Genomic DNA, 18,189 nt, shown 5'->3' with positions numbered 1-18,189 from the left:
ATGGCTAGCGGTGGCGGGCGCGGCGGAAGATCCAGTGCCTGAGCATGGTGAACCTGACGGCGGTGGACAGGAAACCGGAAAGCGTGGTGGTCCACAATTCATCGGCCACCGTGGCGTCAGGCCGGAGCCAGTGGAGAACGCCGAGGCTGCCACCGGTGATAACCAGGGCCACGACGATCAGGACCAGGCCGTTGAGGTGGTCGTGGGCCTTCCTGCGCTGGTCCGTGATTTTGAACGTCAGCCTGCGGTTGAGCGCCGTGTTCATGACTGACGTGATGATCAGCGCGGCGGCGTTGGCGGGCTGCGGACCGATCCACGGCCGGAGCAGCGCGTACAGGGCAAGGGACGTCGCAGTGCATACGATGCCCACGCCCGTGAAACGGATGAGCTGGCGGATGACGGGGTACCGCAGAATTCCCCGGTAGTGCCTGGTGGCCGGGAACTGCCGTGCCGATTCCGTCCGCCGGGTCGGTCGCGTCTGCGGCTCGGCAACGGGCGGAGCGGACGATTCCATCGCTCCAGCCTGCCACATCAGCTCGAGCCTGCCACATCAGGCGGGCGAATGCGCCGCTCTGACCGGGTTGGTAAGTTCGCCGATGCCGCCGACCCTGCACGTGACGGCGTCGCCCGGCTCCAGGCGGGCGGTAGCTGCCGGGAAACCGGTGAGGACCAGGTCGCCGGGATGCAGGGTCATGAATGAACTCAGGTAGACCAGAATTTCATCCACCTTCCAGCCGAGGTCCGCGGTGCTTGCCGGTGTCAGTTCCGCGCCGTTGTGGACAATGCCGATGGGCAGGTCCGCGTCATCGAGCCCTGTCACGATCCAGGGGCCGGCCGGCGTGAAGGTGTCCTGGCTCTTCGCGCTCAGCCAGAGGTCGTCAGACTTCTGCAGGTCCCGGGCAGTGACATCGTTGCCGATCGTGAATCCCAGGATGGCGGTCCGGGCGTTTTCGAGCGTCAGGCCTTTGGCCGTGCGGCCGACGACGACCGTCAGTTCCGCTTCCGGCTCCACCAGCCCGACGCCGGCGGTCAGCTCAATTGCGTCGCCGGGGCCGATGACGCTGGTGGCGGCCTTGTGGAAAGCCTGGGCGGGCAGGTCCCGGCCGGCCCTGCCGGTGTTGTGGGCCATGCCCAGCACGTTGGCTGGCACGCTGGGGGCCAGGAACTCGAACTCCTCCTGCGGCACGGTGGCCCCCGGCTCCCAGTTCGTCCGCGGAGTGCTGCTCGCGTTGGCGAGCGAGCCCGTGAAGGGGGTATCGATGACCGTCCACTGCCTGCCGGCGTCGCTGGCGAAGTCGGCGGCAGCGTTGGCAACGAAGAACTGCTCGCCGGCGGAGTGGGCCGGGCTGTCGGTCGCAGTGGAGAGCGGGCGGACGCGTGCAATCCGCCGCGTGGGAGCTGGAGTCATCCAGCCATCGTAGTGAACCTAGTACAGTTCGCCCACCGGGATGTCGACCGCCAGGCGGTTCGAGGGGCCGGCGAGCGGGCAGGCCCAGGCCTCGTTGTAGGCGCACGACGGGTTGTAGGCGAAGTTGAAGTCCAGCACGAAGGGCGCATCAGGGCCTGAACCGCGCACGCCGTGGAAGGCGCCCTTGATCGTGTCCAGAAGGTACCTGCCTGCGCCGTAGCTGCCGCCGGGCTGGCCTGCCGTGGCATCGCGGAAGGGAACGAATATGCCCCCGCCGTAGCCAATGAGCTTCCAGACCGCCAGCTGTCCCATCTCCGGGAGGTCGAACGTTCCCAGCCTGACGAATCTAACCAGACCGTCGGTGCCGGTCTCGACGTTCATTTCCCGGCCGGCGCCCTCCTTGGTCAGGGGCACGTGGAAACGGTATATGGGATCGTAGTCGGCTGTCTTGAGGCCGCCGAAACTCGCCTTGGCCTCCGCTGTGAGGGCAGACGCGGGGTGCGTGCCGAACATCCGGTCCCGCTCCTGCCGCCAGTACGCATGCGCTTCCGCAGGGTTGTCCGACGCGATTCTGCGGACAGTGTCGTATAAGGCAAACGTGCGCAGCCGCCAGTCAGCGATGTCGACGGCGGACATGCCCGCCAGGGTCTTCTCTGCCGCGTCCAGCTCGTGTTCCGCCATGCCCCCCAGCCTAGTCCTCTTTACGGACCCGGAAAGCCCGGGGTCAGCCTGCGAAACACGGGGATCGAAGACCCCGGGCGGAGCCCTGCCGCGGCTAGGCTGGAGGCATGACAGGGATGACAGTCTCCCGCGGGAACCGCGTGGCCGCCGTCGCGGTGCTTGCTGCGGCGCTGCTGGCAGGTTGCAGCTCCGCAGGCAAAGGCGCACCGGTCTGGACCGTGGAGCCCGGCGGCGGCAGCGCGGCTCCCGGAGCAACGCCGGGAACAGCCACTTCCTCTGCCACCGCTTCGGGCGGCCCGTCAGCGAAACCCGGGGCGACGGCGTCGGCGTGGAAGGTCTTCACCGACCCCGCCAAGAAGATCAGCTTCGAACTTCCCCAAGAATGGATCGCCCAGTCGGTGGAGGCGGACAAGGGAACGCTGCCCGGCGCGGTGAAGGTTGAGGTCAAGGACGCGGCGGGGACCTATCTCGCCACGCTCCGGACCGGACTGCCGGATGCCGCTCCGGCCACGTGCGCCCCGGCCGCCCGGAAGTCCTACGTTGTTGTCAGCAGCGTCCCGGTGGAGCTGCCCCACAGCGGGGGAGAGGGCACGATTTCCCCGCATGTGGTGTTCAGGGTGCTTCAGGGCTACCGGTTCTTCGGCTCGTACGGGATCACCAACCTGGTGGGTGGAGCCGACTCCAAGACCTGCCAGCTGCAGAACGTGGTCCGCGGACTGGAAGGCAAGGGCAACTACTCCTTCAGCGATGTGGGCTCGCTGAAGTCGTTCGCACCGGACGAGACGGTGGCGCCGGCCAAGGCCTTCGACACCCTGGACCAGGCTGCCGACTACGTGAACGGGGGCTCGGAATTCGCCAATGTCCAGCGGATGCTAATGTCTCTGGAGATCAAGAACTAGTCCGCTGCCTCCGGCACACCCACCGGGTTCGCAGCCGCGACTGACGTCCGCTGTCCTCACACCCCCGGAGAAACATGGAACGCACTGTGGCTGCCCGACTGGTCTTCAAGACCGTGGCCGATACCAAAGTGGCGCTGGCCATTTCCGTTGCCAGGAATCCGGGCTACAGCTCCCTCGACGAGACTCTTTCGGTGACAGCCGGGGACGGGCCCGTTCCCCTGACGGAGCTGTCGGACCACCACGGCGGCAGGTTCCACTACATGGAGTTTGCCGATCCCACGGAAGTAACCGTGGAATACTCGGCCACGGTCGTGGGGTTCGCCGAGCCGGAAGAGGCCTCCCTCATGGAGCTCATCCGCTACGTCCGCCCCAGCCGCTACGCGGAATCGGACCGGCTCCTCCCCACGTCCTATGCCGAGTTCGGCGGTCTTCAGGGAGAAGAGCTCCTCCACGCCGTGCGCAACTGGGTATTCAGTGAACTCCGGTACGTCAGCGGCTCGTCCCGCGGAACCGACGGTGCCGTGGAAACCCTCCTGAACCGCCGCGGAGTGTGCAGGGACTATGCCCATCTGGCCATCTCGCTGCTCCGCGCCAAGAATGTTCCCGCGCGGCTTGCCGCGGTGTACGCCCCGGGTCTTTCCCCGATGGATTTCCACGCCGTGGCGGAGGCGCACATCAACGGCGCCTGGCAGGTGATCGATCCCACCGGCCTTGCGCCCAGGGAAGCGATGCTGCGCATCACCGCCGGCCGAGATTCCTCAGACACGGCCTTCCTCTCCACCGTGGGCGGCAGCCTGGCGCTGCGGGAGATGCGGGTCACCGCTGTGGTGAACGGCGAACTGCCGGTCGACGACCCGGACAAGCTCGCCGTCATCCGCTAGGGACTGTACGGCCCACCGGGAAGTACAGCGCCCGCGGCCCGCTGGCACCTGCCGGCGGCGGCCCTAGCGCGGCAACGAGGTGCGCAGCTTCTCGGTCAGCCTCAGCAGTTCCCGCTGCTCCGCAGCCGTCAGCGCCGGCGAGACCAGCTCAGCGATTTCCCGGACGTGCTCGCGGCCGATCTGCTTTTGCAACTGCGCCCCCTGGTCCGTGAGTTTCACCAGGACACCGCGGCCGTCGCTGGGAGCCGGCATCCGCTCCACCAGGCCGCGCTTTTCCAGCCGCTCAACCAGCCGGCTGAGGCTCGACTGGCTCAGCAGCACGTTGTCGTTGAGCTCGTTCAGGCGAAGCCACCCGGAGGGGCACCGCGACAGCGTGAACAGGACGTCGTATTCATTCACGGCCAAGTCCTTGAACGCAGGCCCGGACTGCAGCCGGCGCATCACGGCAACCTGGGCACGGAACAGGGATTCCCAGGTCTCGGCAGCCAGCCTGACCGGCGAGGCGGCCGGGGCAGTCCGGGCGGGCATCACGCCTCCAGCGCGGAGGACGCGGAGGAAGCTGCAGCCTGGCCGGCTTCGGAGTGCGAGGCCGCGTCCTGGGCTGCCATCCGTGCAGCGACCCGTCCGGCATGCGTGGGCGGATCCGGAACATGGGCCGGCGTCAGGGCGGCGTACTCCTTGCGCAGCACGGGCAGGACTTCTTCGCCGAACAGGTCGAGCTGCTCGAGGACCGTCTTGAGCGGCAGGCCGGCGTGGTCGATCAGGAACAGCTGGCGCTGGTAGTCGCCGAAGAACTCACGGAAGGTGAGGGTCTTCTCGATGACTTCCTGCGGGCTGCCCACGGTCAGCGGGGTCTGCGAGGTGAAGTCCTCAAGGGACGGGCCGTGGCCGTAGACCGGGGCGTTGTCGAAGTACGGCCGGAACTCCTTGACGGCGTCCTGCGAGTTCTTCCGCATGAAGAACTGGCCGCCGAGGCCTACGATCGCCTGGTCCGCCTTGCCGTGCCCGTAGTGCTCGTAGCGTTCGCGGTACAGGCCGATCAGTTGCTGGTAGTGCTCCTTGGGCCAGAAGATGTTGTTAGCGAAGAAGCCGTCTCCGTAGTAGGCCGCCACCTCCGCGATCTGGGGCGTGCGGATGGAGCCGTGCCACACAAAGGGGGCTACGCCGTCGAGCGGGCGCGGCGTCGAGGTGAAGTTCTGCAGCGGCGTGCGGAACTTGCCTGACCAGTTGACGGTGTCCTCGTCCCAGAGCCGGCGCAGCAGGCTGTAGTTCTCGATCGCGAGTTCGACGCCGTCCTGGATGTTCTTGCCGAACCAGGGGTAGACAGGCGCGGTGTTGCCCCGTCCCAGCACCAGGTCCACGCGGCCGTCGGCGAGGTGCTGCAGCATCGCGAAGTCCTCGGCGATCTTGACCGGATCGTTCGTGGTGATCAGCGTCGTGGCCGTGGAGAGCGTGATGCGCTCGGTCTGCGCGGCGATGTACGCCAGCGTGGTGGTGGGTGAGGAGGAGAAAAACGGCCGGTTGTGGTGCTCGCCGATGGCGTAGACGTCCATACCGATTTCTTCGACCTTCCGGGCGATCGCCACCGACGCCTTGATGCGCTCATTCTCGGTGGGGGTACGGCCCGTGGTGGGGTCCTGGGTGATGTCGCTGACGCTGAATACGCCGATCTGCATGATGTGCCTTCCGTTGTCCGAACTGTCCTGGCTTACTTCAACTGTAACCGATTTACATGCATTTGCATCTATCGCTTGATGTAACGTTCAGCACGGCAAGTTATTCCCGGCAGGTCCCGGGCAACAGTGAAGCCGCCCTGATCGCTCAGGACGGCTTCACGGTTTACGGTTTGGACGGGCCGGTTCTTACTCTTCCAGGGCTCCGGGTGCTGCCCGCCGTCCGCTGACCTTCGGGATCATGCCCGTCGTCCAGTCGGCAAACTCGGCGTCGACGTCGTCCGCCGCGACGAAGCCGGGGCGCTGCTTCAGCTCGCGCAGGAGCGCCTTCTTCTCCCGGCGCCCCTCCACCAGCCGGTACAGCACCGGAACCAGCACCAGGGTCAGCGCCGTCGAGGAGACCAGGCCGCCGATCACCACAATGGCCAGCGGCTGCGAGATGAACCCGCCGCCGCCCGTGATGCCGAGGGCCATGGGGGTCAGCGCAAACACGGTGGCCAGCGCAGTCATGAGGATGGGGCGGAGACGCTGCCGGGCACCGTGGGTGATGGCATCGGCGACGTTCATGCCCGGGTTGCCCGCCCGTGGTTTCCGGTACTGGTTGATCAGGTCGATCAGCACAATCGCGTTGGTCACCACAATCCCCACCAGCATCAGCATGCCGATCAGCGACGGCAGCCCCAGCGGAACCTTGGAGATGAGGAGCAGGGCAACGGCGCCCGTGGCCGCAAAGGGAACGGAGACGAGGAGAATCAGCGGCTGGATGAGGGACTTGAACGCGGCCACCATGATCACGTAGACAATGGCGATGGCTGCGAGCAGGGCGAGCCCGAGCTGGCGGAAGGAGTCGGCCTGCTGGGTGGTGGCGCCGCCGATTTCGGCGGTGACGCCGGCCGGAAGGCCCACGGACTTGAGCCGGTTCTGGACTTCGGCGCTCACCGCACCAAGGTTGGCGCCCGACGGCGTGACCGAGACTTGCGCTGTCCGCTGGCCGTTGCTTGAGGTGATGGAGACCGGCACGTCCACCGCGTTGACGGCGGCGATGCTGCTCAGCGGCACGGGGCCTCGGGCGGTCGGAAGCGGGATGGCACGGATGGCAGCGATGCTGGTAAAACGTGTGCCTTCGCCGATGCGGACCGGGAAGTCGTCGGCTTCGATGCGCACGGTGCCCGCCGGGACGGGGCTGATGGTCGACGCCAGGACGCCGGCCACCTGATCTTCGTTCAGGCCCGCAGCCACCGCCTTGGCCCGGTCCACATTGACCTGGACCACGGGCTGGCTGGCGGCCAGATTGGTGGTGACCTCGTTACTGCCGGGAACACCGTCCATTGCCCGGACCAAGGAGTCGCTGGCTTTTTTGAGGTCCGCCGAGGTGGCGGCCCGAAGGGTGATGTCCACGGTGGACGACGTACCGAAGCCGCCCTGCTGGGAGCCCACGGAGATCTTGCCGGATCCGCTGACCTTTGCCAGTTCGGTGCGGACCGTCTCCTGAAGCTGTGCCTGGTTGGCCTTCTCTGCCGTGACGACGGTAAACGTGGAGTTGGAGGCTCCCGACGAAGTCAGTGCGGTAAAGCCGGCCTGCGCATTGCCGGACGTCACCTGGACGTCCTTAATGCCGTCGATGCCGAGCAGTACGTCCTCCAGTTTCTGCGCCGCCGTGCTGGTGTCCTGGAGGCTGGTGCCGGCGGGAAGCTCCTGCTTCACCGTCATGCTGTTCTCGCCGGAGCGTCCCAGCAGGTCCGTGGCCAGCAGGGGAGTCATGGCCGCGGTTCCGCCCAGTACCAGGACGGCGGCGATCAGCGTCAGCACCGGGTGTCTCTGCGTTGTGGTCAGGATGGGCAGGTACCCGCGCTGCAGGAGGCTGCGCTGTTCCGCCTCGTGGGCCCGGGCCTCAATGTCGCGGGGGGACTGCGGTGCTGCCCCGGCGGTCCGAGCGTCCGCCGGCGACCTAAGGAACCAGTATGCGAGGACCGGAACGATCGTCAGCGAAACCAGCAGCGAGGACAGGAGGGCAATGGTGACCGTCAGCGCGAAGGGACGGAACAGCTCGCCGGCAAGGTCACCCACAAAAGCGATGGGCAGGAAGACGGCCACCGTGGTGAGCGTCGATGCGGTGATCGCCCCCGCCACCTCGCGGATGGACGTCAGAATGGCCGTGAGCTTGGGTTCGCCGTAGCTGAGGTGGCGTTTGATGTTTTCGATCACCACAATCGAGTCATCCACCACGCGGCCGATGGCGATGGTGAGCGCGCCGAGGGTGAGGATGTTCAGCGAATAGCCGGTGCCCGAGAGTCCGATGAAAGTGATCAGGAGCGACAGCGGGATGGACACGGCCGTGACGAGCGTGGACCGGACCGACATGAGGAACCCAAGGATGACTGCCACGGCGAAGCCCAGTCCCAGCAGGCCCTCCGTGGTGAGGTCCTTGATGGACTTCTCGATGAACGGCGCCTGGTCGAACACCGGCGTGAACTTGGCGTTCGAGCCGAGCTCGGCCTCCAGTTGGGGCAGGGCGTCCTTGACTGCGTGGGAGATCGCCACGGTGTCGCCCTCGGGCTTCTTCGTGACGGAGACGGCGAGAGTTTCCTTGCCGTTGGTCCGGGTGATGGAGGTCCGGACGTCATCCTTGATGCTGACGTCCGCCACGGTACCGATCGTGGCACCGTCCTTCGCGCCGCTGAGCGGCAGCGCCTTGACGGCGGCGACGGAGTCCACCGGGCTGCCGATCTGCAGCGACAGGCTCTGGCCCTTGTCCTCGATCGTTCCGGCCGGGACGAGGTCCCCGTTGTTGGTCAGTGCGTTGCGGATCGACTGGACCGTCGCGCCGTTGGATGCCATGCTGGCCGTCCTCGGCAGGATCAGGATGTGCTGGCTTGCTCCGCCGGTCACATCGGCGCCGCGGACGCCGTCGAGCTTTTGCAGTCGCGGGACGGTCAGCCGCTGGAGATCGGTATTCAGCTCACTCAGGGGCTTGTTGGAGGAGACGGCCAGGAAAACAATAGGGAAGTCGCTCAGGCTGCCCGCGATGGCCTGCGGCTGGACGTCCTCTGGAAGCGTGCGCTTGGCATTGGAAATGGCACGGTCGATCTGGTTCCGGGCGCGGTCCAGGTTGGATCCGTAGGTGAACACCATGCTGATCTGCGAAACGCCGTTCCGTGAAGTCGACGACGTCGATTCCAGGCCCTCGACGCTGTTCAGCGCCGTTTCGAGCGGACGGCTGACCTGCTTGTCCACAACCTCCGGCGAGGCTCCGGGCATCGACGTGATCACCGTGATCCGCGGGAACTCGATGGACGGAATGAGTTCCTGCTTCAGCGAGGACATGGTGATCACGCCGAACACCGCCGCGAAAATGGTGATCAGCGCAATCAGCGCGCGGTTCCCGAGGGAAAGACTGGCCAGCCGGAACATTGCTTGGTCTCCTGAAGGGGTTGACGGACTGTTGCCTGTGGTGGAGCCTGCCGCAACCCGGCCAGGGTCTTAGCGATTGACTGCGGGTGTCGCTTCCAACTGGAGGGCCTTGGCCGTGGCCTTTTCGAGCTCCGTTGCCAGCTCCGGGTTGTCGTTGAGCTTGACGCCGTAGCCCGGCATCATTTCCTTCAGCTTGGACTGCCAACCCTTGAAGTTCTTGGGGAAGGACTTCTGCAGGAGCTCAATCATGATCGGCACGGCGGTGGAGGCGCCCGGCGATGCGCCGAGCAGAGCGCCGATGGAACCGTCACGGGCAGCAATCACCTCGGTGCCGAACTGGAGGACGCCGCCCTTCTTCGGATCCTTCTTGATGATCTGCACACGCTGGCCGGCGGTAATAAGTTCCCAGTCGCCGTCCTTGGCTTCGGGGTAGTACTCGCGGAGGGCCTCAACCTTGGCCCCATGGCGCTTGGCCACTTCCTTCACCAGGTAGGCCGTGAGGTCCATGTTGTCCTTGGCCACGGCGAGCATCGGGATGATGTTGCCGGGGCGGATGGACAGCGGGAGGTCAAGCCAGGTGCTGTTCTTCAGGAAGTTCGTGGAGAAGCCGGCGTACGGGCCGAACAGGAGTGAGCGTTTGCCGCCGACATAGCGGGTGTCAAGGTGCGGAACGGACATGGGCGGGGCTCCGACGGATGCCTGGCCGTACACCTTCGCGTTGTGCTGGGAGGCGAGGGACTCGTCAGTGCAGCGGAAGAACTGGCCGGACACGGGGAACCCGCCGTAGCCCTTGCTTTCCGGGATGCCGGAGGCCTGCAGCAGGTGGAGCGCCCCGCCGCCCGCCCCGACAAACACGAACTTGGCGTGGATGTTGCCGCGCTCCCCGGACGCGGGGTGCTTGAGCGAAAGGTCCCAACCGCCGTCGGCCGCTTTTTTGATGTCGGAGACATCGTGGCCGTAATTGATCTCAACGCCGTTGTTGCCCAGGTAGGTGGTCAGCTCCCGGGTCAGCGCACCGAAGTCGACGTCGGTGCCCTCCGCGGCGCGCGTCGCCGCAATGCGCTGCTGGGGATCCCTGCCCTCGACGATGAGCGGAGCCCATTTGCCGATCTGGGCGAAGTCCTCGGAGTACTCCATGCTGCGGAACAGCGGGTGCTGCTTGAGCGCGTCGTAGCGGGCCTTGAGGAAGCTGGAGTTGTCCTCGCCGATCACGAAGCTCATGTGCGGGACCGTGTTGATGAACCCCTTGGGGGATCCGATCAGCGAGTTCGTCACAAGGTGGGACCAGAACTGGCGGGACAGCTGGAACTGCTCGTTGATGTGCAGCGCCTTGGAGGGGTCGACCGAGCCGTCTTTGGCTGCGGGCGAGTAATTAAGCTCACACAGGGCGGCATGTCCGGTGCCGGCGTTGTTCCAGGGTCCCGAGCTTTCGAGGCCGGCTTCGTCGAGGCGCTCGAACAGGGAAATGGTCCAGTTGGGTTCTAGCTGCTTGATGAAGGCACCCAGCGTGGCGCTCATGACGCCGCCGCCAATCAGGACGACGTCGGCATGTTGGGTCTTGGAAATGAAGGTCACAATCAGTCTCCGATAGCAGCGGCTCTGGCTGTCACAGAATATCCCCGCACCGCCCACTAACTGAAATTGGCCCCGTCCGTCAAGGCCTCAGTTGGACCTTGGTGAAAACTTCATTTAATACCGGCGACGCGGGGTAGCTGATGACGCGGTCCGAGAGCGCCAGCGCCGAAATGGGGAACGCGATCGGGACTGCAGGCACGGTCTCGGCGATCTGGGCGTTGATCGTCTGGTACTGCTCCGTCCGCTCCTTGCCGTCAGGCAGGCCGCGGGCGCGGTTGATCTTGGAGAAGACCTGCGGGTCCTGGTATCCGAACTCGCCGTTCTTCTCGCCGAACAGCGGGCCCAGGAAGTTGTCCGCATCGGAGTAGGAGCCGTTCCAGCCGAGCAGGTGGAGGGCGTGGTCTCCCGGGGACTGGACCTTCTGAAGGTATCCGTCAGTCCAGTCAACGGGAACCGGCCGGACGTTGAGGCCCACTTCCGTGAGCTGACGGCTGATCTCGGCATAGATCTTCTCCGGAGTGGGAAGGTAGGGCCGGGTGACGTTCATGGGGTAATAGAACTTGAGCGGCTGGCCCTTATAACCTGCCTCGGCCAGCAGCTCTTTGGCCTTAGCCGGGTCATGGCCGAGGGCCGGCGCGTTGTTGTTGAAGCCGCTGAGCTTCGGCGGGACGAACTGGGAAGCCTGCGCCGTGTTGTCGATGAAGAACCGCCGGATGAGGGTGTCCTTGTCGATTGCCAGTTCAATGGCCTGCCGGACTTTGAGGTCCTGAAGCACGGCCACTTCCTGGTTCATGCCGAGGTACATCACCGAGAAGGGGTCACGCTGGATGATTTGCTTTCCGCGTTTGACGAGCTGGTCGAAGTTTCCAACCGTCACGGCATCGTAGCCGTCGATCTTGCCGTCGAGCAGTGCCTGGAGCCGCGTCTGCGGATGGTCGTAGGTGATGAAATGAATGGTGGCGATCTGCCCGCGGTCGCCCCAGTAGTGCTTGTTGCTCACGAGCGTGACACTCGTGCTGTCCCAGGCGGAGAAACGGTATGGTCCCGTGCCCACCGGACGGGTGGCGTAGGCCGATATTGCCTGGCTGCCGCGCTTCTGGCTGAGGACGTCGGCCCGTCCCGAGGCGAGGGCCCTGGGGGAGGAGATGGCGAAGGCGGGCAGCGTCAACGCCTGGAGGAAACCGGTGAACCGCTCCGTAAGATCGATCCTGATCACCAGCGGTGACAGTGCCTTGCAGGCCTTAAAGACGGACAGGCTTGCTTGATCCGAATGTTCCTTGAAGACGCCCTTGAAGGTGCTGCCCGCTGCCTGCCTCCGGAGTGCTTCGGGGAACTTGAACCAGCGCTCGAAGTTGGTGCAGACCGCTTCGGCGTTGAACGGCGAGCCGTCATGGAACTGTACGCCGGGGCGGAGCTTGAACGTATAGGAGCGGCCGTCCGCGGATGCCGTCCATTCGGTGGCGAGCAGCGGCGTCGGCTCGCCCGTGGTCTGGTTGACGCCCACGAGCCCTTCAAGGACCTGCCGGGTGACGCGCTGGGATTCGACGTCGTTGGCAAGGGCGGGGTCAAGGCCCAGGGGCTGTGAGGCAGTGCCGAACTTGAACGTCGCGGTGGGGTTGCTCACCGACGGCGTGGGGGTGGCGGCCGAGGAGGACGGCGGCGGGGCGGCTTCACCGGTGCAGGAGGTGAGCGTCAAGCCCAGGAGAACGGCACCGGCCTTAATGGCCGTGCGTCGCGTCATACTGCTGGGCACTCGATGATCACCTCTGGGCTGCTTGGCTGCACGTGGGCGGCTGCGGTCTGCTGGCCCCGCCTCCCAGTCTAATTGACGGGCGGAGCGCCCCGGACGCGCAAAAACCGTGGCCCGCACCTCCAGGTGCGGGCCGCGGCTTCCCCGTCCCGGCGGAGTCCCAGTCTCCACCGTCGTGAGACTTGGGCGGCTACTTGGGCATCAGCACCGAGTCCACCAGGTAAACAGTGGCGTTCGCCGTCTGGACACCACCGCAGATCACGTTGGCACCGTCAACCCTGAGCGCATCCTTGCTTCCGGTGACGGTTACTGATCCGCCTTGGACCGTCTTGTGCGTGCCGACGATCTTGTCCGGGGTGATCTGGCCGGCAACCACGTGGTACGTGAGGATCTTGCTCAGCAGGGCATCGTCCTTCTTGAGCGTCTCGATGGTGGCGGCGTCGATCTTTGCGAAGGCGTCGTCCACCGGCGCGAAGACAGTGAACTCGCTGCCGTTGAGGGTGTCCACCAGGTTCACCTTCGGGTTCAGCTTGCCGGAAACAGCGGCGGTGAGCGTCTTCAGGAGCGGGTTGTTTGAGGCAGCGACTGCAACCGGGTCAAGGGCCATGCCCGAAACGGAGCCTGCACCGCTGGGAACCTTCGCAGCATAAGCGGAGCAGCCGGGACCCACCAGGTTGGCTGCCGGGTCCATTGCTGCCGAGGAGCTCTCCGAAGGGGAGGGCGCCATGCTGGAGGCGGACGGTTCTGCCGCCGCTGAAGAAGAGCTTGGGGCCGTCGTCGCCGAACCGCCACAGGCGGTGAGGCTAAGCAGGGCTGCGGCTGCAACACCTGCGACGGTGAAAGTTGTGCGCTTGAATGACTGCATTTCGATTCTCCTTGGTTGTGCCGATCATTGCCCGCGGGGAAGGCTTTTCACCCCGCACCTGGCCCTATTCCGACTGTGGGCACCGACCCTTGGTTGGTGTCTCACTGGGTATTCGGCCGGTGCCGGGCGGTGGATGGGTAAACCTGGACAATCTTTTTGGGGCGGCCCGCTGGCGCCGCGGATGCGTCGGCCAAAGTGCCCTTTAAACACCGGAATCCCGGACCGCCTGGTCCGGGATTCCTGTGATGTTTAGCTTCTGGAATTCGTGTTCCAGTTTTGTGCGCAAGGGGGGACTTGAACCCCCACGCCCGAAGGCACAGGAACCTAAATCCTGCGTGTCTGCCAATTTCACCACTCGCGCGCGGCTCCGCCTTCCGCCTTCTGTGCAACAGAAAACGTACGACGGCGATTGCCAGCCTCCATTGTACCGTCAGCAGGCCGGGCCTTCAGTCAGCTTTACAGCCGGCAGCGTGTCCCGTCAGCTGTCTGTCGCCACCTTCAGGTCCCGGCGCAGCTTGGCGACGTGGCCGGTGGCCCGGACGTTGTACTGGGCGAGTGCCACCTTGCCGTCCGGATCCACCACGACGGTCGAGCGGATGAGGCCCTCGTATGTCCGCCCGTAGTTCTTCTTTTCTCCCCACGCTGCGTAGGCCTCGGCAACGGCGTGGCTGTTGTCGGACAGTAAGGGAAAGGTCAGGCCTTCGCTTTCAGCGAACGCGGCCAGCTTGCTGGATGGGTCGGGGGATATCCCCAGGACCTCATAACCGGAAGCCTGAAGGGAGGCCAGGCTGTCACGGAAGTCGCAGGCCTGCTTGGTGCATCCGGGGGTGGCAGCAGCGGGATAGAAGTAGACGATGGTGTTTCGGCCGCGGTAATCGCTCAGGCTGACGTCCGCTCCTTCGGAATCCTTCAGTGTGAAGTCCGGTGCGACGTCGCCGGGGTTGAGTCGTTCAGCCACAGTATTCTCCTTGTTTGCATGCGGGACATTTCAGCTTAGTAAGCCTGCTGCGCCGGGACGAATCCACACTTGGCTATACTTGTTGGTATGCCTGATATGGATCGCTGGCCCACTGGGCGCCTCTTGTCCACGGCGGCACGTCTCGTTGAACACTCCTGGAACGAAAAACTGGGGGCCATTGGCCTGACCCACGCCGGCGTCATTGCTATTGAGGTGCTCTACAACAACGGACCCATGACACAGGCGCAACTGGCGCAGCTGGTCCGTGTTCAGGCCCAGACCATGGGCAAGACGCTCAGCCGGCTGGAGTCACACGGTCACATTGTGCGCCAACGCAGCACCTCTGACCGCCGGAGCCACGTTGTCTCCCTCACGGACCGCGGGACCGAAGCCGTGACTGCCGCGGCGGACATGGAACGGTCAGTGCTTGCCGCAGCGTCCATCGATCCGGACGTCCTCCGCCAGGAGCTCCAGGCCGTTGTCCGGGAACTGGCCACCCGTTTCGCCTCGCCGGCAACCACCGCCATCGTGGCAAGTGTCGACTCCGGTCTCAAGGTTGAGGCCAGCTCCTTCGACTGAAAGAGCCTCTGAATCAGAGTCCGGGCAGTGTGGGCTGATCGTCTGTCAGGGATGAGGCGTCGTCCGGAACGGTGAGATCAATCATGCTCATGACGGGCTCTTCGCCCATGGCGATGAGCAGCTCATTGATTGATATCTGCCCGGTCAGCTCCCCGGCACGTTCCGCACTCATACCTAGAAGATATTCGAACCCGACCCCGGGCCGCGAGCGTGACACGCGCCTGCCCCGGATCCGCCGGGCCTGAGTCACCATGTAGTCGGCGAGCCTGGGCTCGCCTACGAAAGCGGTGAACCGCACCACCGAAGCCTGGACTCTACGTTTCAAGTCCAACTTTCGGGGTGCGGTTCACGATCCGGCCCCTCCGTTGGGTACGGCTGGAAGTTGCCGATACTGCTACTGGCTGCAGAACTTGCTGTAGGTGCTGCCGGCCTTCTCATATTCGGTCTTTAGCCCGTTAAGCTTTTCAGCGTCCGGGTTCTCCTTCACGGATTCGTCCGCGTAGTCCAGGATCGCCTGAAGCGCCGGCTGCAGGTCATCAGAGGACACGGCCTCGATCGGCCGGATCTGGTTGGCGAGGCGGATCATTCCGGTCTTGCCTGTGCTGGCCGCGGGGTTCGACACAACGGTCTTGACCCGGTCGCAGGTTTCCGCAGTGGACAATTTCGGTGCGCTGCAGGCCGAAGCGGAGAGGAGGAGCCCGGCGGCGAGCGCGGCAGTGATGAGTTTCTTCATGTTTCCCTCTGTAGTTGATCGTCGATCGATTGTAAGCAGGGACGGCGGTGCGCGGTCTCATTGGGACCCGGTTATGAACTGCTGCCAGGGCCGGAGCCGGAGCGACGCACCGTCGGTACACTTTTCGGGCAAAACGAAACCCCGCCTTCACGGCGCGCGGCCTGTGAAGACGGGGTTTCTCGTCTGTGCACCCCCCGGGACTTGAACCCGGAACCCATTGATTAAGAGTCAATTGCTCTGCCAATTGAGCTAGAGGTGCAGCTGCTGTTTCGTTCAATCGTGGGCTTTGCTTCCCGCGTTGTTCTCCGCAACGACATGAAACTCTACACGAACTTTTCGCCAGTGTGAAATCAGCGCGGATGAAGGTGCCGGAGCTTAGCCCGGCAGGCTCAAAATCAGCGCGAAATCAGGGTTTTCGTTGTTGCTGAGCGCCCACAGGTCCCCGTTCGGAGCGAGCGAGACGTTCCGTATGCGGCCATACTGCTGTGTGAAATAGCCCACAGGCTTGCCGGCATTTTCACCAATGAGCGGCACCGACCAGATCCGCTGCCCGCGGAGTGCTCCCAAATAGGCTGTAGTACCAGCGATCTCCAGTCCGCTGGGCGAAGACTCGGCGGTGGATGGCCACACGACTTTTGCGTCGATGAACTCCTGGCGATGGGGTGCCCCGGTGACCACGGGCCATCCGTAGTTTCCGCCTGCCTGGATCAAATTCAGTTCGTCATTGACATCCGGACCGAACTCGCTGGCCCAGAGACGCCCGTCAGCGTCCCATGCCAGGCCCTGAACATTCCGGTGACCGAGACTGTAAACGGGGTTGCCGGGGAACGGATTGCCCGGTGCCGGCTCGCCGTCCCTGGTCAGCCTGAGGATCTTCCCGCCCAGGGCATTCCGGTCCTGGGGTTGTTCGCGGCGCTGTGAGTCGCCCGTACCCACGTAGAGGAAGCCGTCGGGGCCGAAGCGGATCCGGCCACCGTTGTGGGTGGACGCCTTGGGGATGCCGGAGAAGATGACTTCCGGAGCGCCCATCCTCAGGCCGCTGCCCGTGCCGGCCCCTTCCGGTTCGATCCGAAGGCGGGCGATCCTGTTGTCTTCGGCCGCGGTGAAGTACAGGTAGATGAAGCGGTCGGCGGCATAGTCCGGGGACAGTGCCAGCCCCAGGAGCCCGCCTTCGCCGCCGGGGACCACTCCCGGAACCTTGCCGACGGTGGTGATTCTGCCATCTCTGACGGATTTGAGGAGGGCGGAATCCCGCTCCGAGATGACTGCTGTTCCGTCCGGCAGGAATACCGTTGACCAAGGCAGCTGCAGGCCATCTATTTTGGTGCTGACCTGCGGCTCGCCCGAGCCTGTTGCGCCGTTTTTCCCGGGACTGGCGGCCGTGCTACCGCCCGGACCGGGCACGGTACCGGCGGCCGTGCCCGTAGAGGGGCCGGTTGACGTGCCGCCGCTGCCGTCCGGGGCGCTGCCGCCGTTCCCGGTGCAGCCAGCAAGCATGAGCGCCAAGGCCACAGCGGCAGCGATACCTGTGACCGGCTGCAGGCAAGATGCGACTGCGGTGCTGGCCAATGCCATGCGCGCCCCGCCTGTGATCATGACTTTGCCGCCTGTCCCGGACGGGGGATCAGCCCACCACTCTTAGTTGCCGGCTTTCAGCGCCGGGTCCGGCGCGGAGCGCGGAAACCGGCAGCCTCGGCATGGGCAGGCGAGAGGAACCACACCTCCGCACTCGCCTCGTTGTAACCGGAGCTGTCCTCGTCGTAATAGGTCATCGATCCGGTATCGGCCTTCACTGTGAAGCCCTCGGGACCGCTTCCGTCCGCTGAAGGTGCGGCCGAACCCTCGCCATAGGGTTGACCGGGTGCGCCCGCGGCACCCTCATGGGTGGGCGCTGCAGCCGCGACCGACGTGTCAGGGGCCTCAGCAGCCTCGGTCTGGTGCGGTTCGTTGGCCATGGCCCCCGCGCCAGCAGCCCGGGGGCTCATGGTTTCGGCACCGTGGCTCGCTGCGGCCTCGGTGGCGGCTGACGACTGGATTCTCTGCTGGGTTTCTGCCTCGGCATCCAGGGCCTCGGCGGCGGCCGACTCCGCTCCGGGCAGGGTGGCGGCGTGCTGTTCGGTGTACTCAGGGTGATGCGCGGGGGTGCCCGGAGCCGATGATGCGGACTCCGCGGCGCGCTGGGGCGTTGCCGCGGCTGATCCGGCTTCGGACCACTGGGTGTCCCATTCGGCTTTGTCTTCGTCATCGTCCCAGTCATCGACGTCGCCGCCGGAGGGCACGTGAGCGCCGGCCGGCGGGCGTGAAGCGGCGGCGTCCCAGGACTCAATGTCGGGTTCCACGTCCTCCGGGTCGGCCTGGGCTGCGGGGGAAGAGTCAGGCCGGACGGGTGGTGCGCCGGCTGGGGAGGGCGCTTCGGTGCGGGCGGCTTCTCCGGCGCCTGCTGTGTTGGCGAAACCAGTCGCCCCGGCCGGAGCAGGAGCCGCGGCCGCAGCGGGAGCCGCGGCTGAAGCGCTGCTGCCGGAAGCGCCCGCCATGGAAGCGCTGGCCCTTGAATTGGAGGACGTTACCTGGTCGGTCCCGGCCGCATCCCGGCCTCCTGCAGTCTTGCCCGAGTTGCGGTTCAGCAGCCACCACACGATGGCAATGATCAATACGATGACGATGACCCAGATAAGCCACTCCATAGCAAAGCCCTTCTGTCCACGAGGCGAGGTTGCCGTTGCTTGACGGTACGTCGCTGTCAATACGGCTGTCTAGGTTTGTCAATGCCTGGCTG

The 18,189-nt window shown here is 65.2% G+C and carries 17 protein-coding genes and 2 tRNA genes; 3 read left to right on the top strand and 16 right to left on the bottom strand.

What is annotated here, in order from left to right; genetic code table 11:
• Positions 1-4: 4 nt before the first annotated feature.
• The 3 genes from LQ144_RS01905 to LQ144_RS01895 are packed head-to-tail and all read right to left on the bottom strand — an operon-like array spanning position 5 to position 2,089.
• Complete coding sequence (locus LQ144_RS01905) at positions 5-514, bottom strand: GtrA family protein (protein ID WP_230116867.1); 510 nt, start codon at positions 512-514, stop codon at positions 5-7.
• 36 nt (positions 515-550) lie between these two features.
• Positions 551-1,408 (bottom strand): fumarylacetoacetate hydrolase family protein, encoded by an 858-nt coding sequence (locus tag LQ144_RS01900; protein ID WP_230116866.1) that lies wholly within the window; start codon positions 1,406-1,408, stop codon positions 551-553.
• An 18-nt stretch (positions 1,409-1,426) separates the two neighbouring features.
• Complete coding sequence (locus LQ144_RS01895; protein WP_230116865.1) at positions 1,427-2,089, bottom strand: DUF1684 domain-containing protein; 663 nt, start codon at positions 2,087-2,089, stop codon at positions 1,427-1,429.
• A 107-nt stretch (positions 2,090-2,196) separates the two neighbouring features.
• Between LQ144_RS01895 and LQ144_RS01890 the strand changes: the two genes are divergently transcribed.
• Both LQ144_RS01890 and LQ144_RS01885 read left to right on the top strand, forming a co-directional pair.
• Complete coding sequence (locus tag LQ144_RS01890; protein ID WP_230116864.1) at positions 2,197-2,988, top strand: hypothetical protein; 792 nt, start codon at positions 2,197-2,199, stop codon at positions 2,986-2,988.
• Between the two features lie 74 nt (positions 2,989-3,062).
• Entirely contained in the window at positions 3,063-3,869 is an 807-nt protein-coding gene (locus tag LQ144_RS01885) for a transglutaminase family protein (protein ID WP_230116863.1), read from the top strand.
• Between the two features lie 63 nt (positions 3,870-3,932).
• On the opposite strand, the gene LQ144_RS01880 is transcribed toward LQ144_RS01885, so the two are convergent.
• The 8 genes from LQ144_RS01880 to bcp all read right to left on the bottom strand — a co-directional run bounded on the left by LQ144_RS01880 (position 3,933) and on the right by bcp (position 14,101).
• Positions 3,933-4,397 carry a MarR family transcriptional regulator gene (locus LQ144_RS01880; protein WP_230116862.1) on the bottom strand — a complete coding sequence of 155 codons (465 nt, stop codon included), beginning with the start codon at positions 4,395-4,397 and terminating at the stop codon, positions 3,933-3,935.
• Positions 4,397-5,545 carry an LLM class flavin-dependent oxidoreductase gene (locus LQ144_RS01875; RefSeq protein WP_230116861.1) on the bottom strand — a complete coding sequence of 383 codons (1,149 nt, stop codon included), beginning with the start codon at positions 5,543-5,545 and terminating at the stop codon, positions 4,397-4,399. The genes LQ144_RS01880 and LQ144_RS01875 overlap by 1 nt, the downstream gene beginning before the upstream one ends.
• Positions 5,546-5,731: 186 nt before the next feature.
• Positions 5,732-8,953, bottom strand: coding sequence for an efflux RND transporter permease subunit (locus LQ144_RS01870; protein WP_230116860.1), 3,222 nt, complete (start codon positions 8,951-8,953; stop codon positions 5,732-5,734).
• A 69-nt stretch (positions 8,954-9,022) separates the two neighbouring features.
• On the bottom strand, positions 9,023-10,528 hold the full coding sequence (locus LQ144_RS01865; protein ID WP_230116859.1) for a malate:quinone oxidoreductase: 1,506 nt from the start codon (positions 10,526-10,528) through the stop codon (positions 9,023-9,025).
• A gap of 79 nt (positions 10,529-10,607) precedes the next feature.
• Complete coding sequence (locus tag LQ144_RS01860) at positions 10,608-12,269, bottom strand: ABC transporter substrate-binding protein (RefSeq protein ID WP_230116858.1); 1,662 nt, start codon at positions 12,267-12,269, stop codon at positions 10,608-10,610.
• 199 nt (positions 12,270-12,468) lie between these two features.
• Entirely contained in the window at positions 12,469-13,143 is a 675-nt protein-coding gene (locus LQ144_RS01855; protein ID WP_230116857.1) for a fasciclin domain-containing protein, read from the bottom strand.
• Between the two features lie 279 nt (positions 13,144-13,422).
• Positions 13,423-13,504 (bottom strand) — tRNA-Leu (locus LQ144_RS01850).
• A 117-nt stretch (positions 13,505-13,621) separates the two neighbouring features.
• The gene (gene bcp, locus LQ144_RS01845; RefSeq protein WP_230116856.1) at positions 13,622-14,101 is read right to left on the bottom strand and encodes a thioredoxin-dependent thiol peroxidase; all 480 of its coding nucleotides are present in this window, start codon (positions 14,099-14,101) and stop codon (positions 13,622-13,624) included.
• Between the two features lie 96 nt (positions 14,102-14,197).
• Here bcp and LQ144_RS01840 point away from each other — a divergent pair, with 96 nt between their 5' ends.
• Positions 14,198-14,680, top strand: a complete 483-nt coding sequence (locus LQ144_RS01840; protein ID WP_230117041.1) for a MarR family transcriptional regulator — start codon at positions 14,198-14,200, stop codon at positions 14,678-14,680.
• 13 nt (positions 14,681-14,693) lie between these two features.
• Here LQ144_RS01840 and LQ144_RS01835 read toward each other — a convergent pair whose 3' ends face one another.
• From LQ144_RS01835 to LQ144_RS01815, 5 genes are all read right to left on the bottom strand, one after another.
• Complete coding sequence (locus tag LQ144_RS01835) at positions 14,694-14,852, bottom strand: hypothetical protein (protein WP_230116855.1); 159 nt, start codon at positions 14,850-14,852, stop codon at positions 14,694-14,696.
• A 222-nt stretch (positions 14,853-15,074) separates the two neighbouring features.
• Entirely contained in the window at positions 15,075-15,413 is a 339-nt protein-coding gene (locus LQ144_RS01830; protein ID WP_230116854.1) for a hypothetical protein, read from the bottom strand.
• A gap of 186 nt (positions 15,414-15,599) precedes the next feature.
• Positions 15,600-15,672, bottom strand: a tRNA-Lys gene (locus LQ144_RS01825).
• A 116-nt stretch (positions 15,673-15,788) separates the two neighbouring features.
• Entirely contained in the window at positions 15,789-16,988 is a 1,200-nt protein-coding gene (locus tag LQ144_RS01820) for a PQQ-dependent sugar dehydrogenase (RefSeq protein WP_230116853.1), read from the bottom strand.
• A gap of 77 nt (positions 16,989-17,065) precedes the next feature.
• Entirely contained in the window at positions 17,066-18,097 is a 1,032-nt protein-coding gene (locus LQ144_RS01815) for a hypothetical protein (RefSeq protein WP_230116852.1), read from the bottom strand.
• Positions 18,098-18,189 lie beyond the last annotated feature (92 nt).

Origin of the sequence: Arthrobacter sp. Bi83, assembly GCF_918698095.1 — a bacterium.
GTDB lineage: Bacteria > Actinomycetota > Actinomycetes > Actinomycetales > Micrococcaceae > Arthrobacter.
This window is presented reverse-complemented; position numbering and strand designations above follow the sequence as displayed.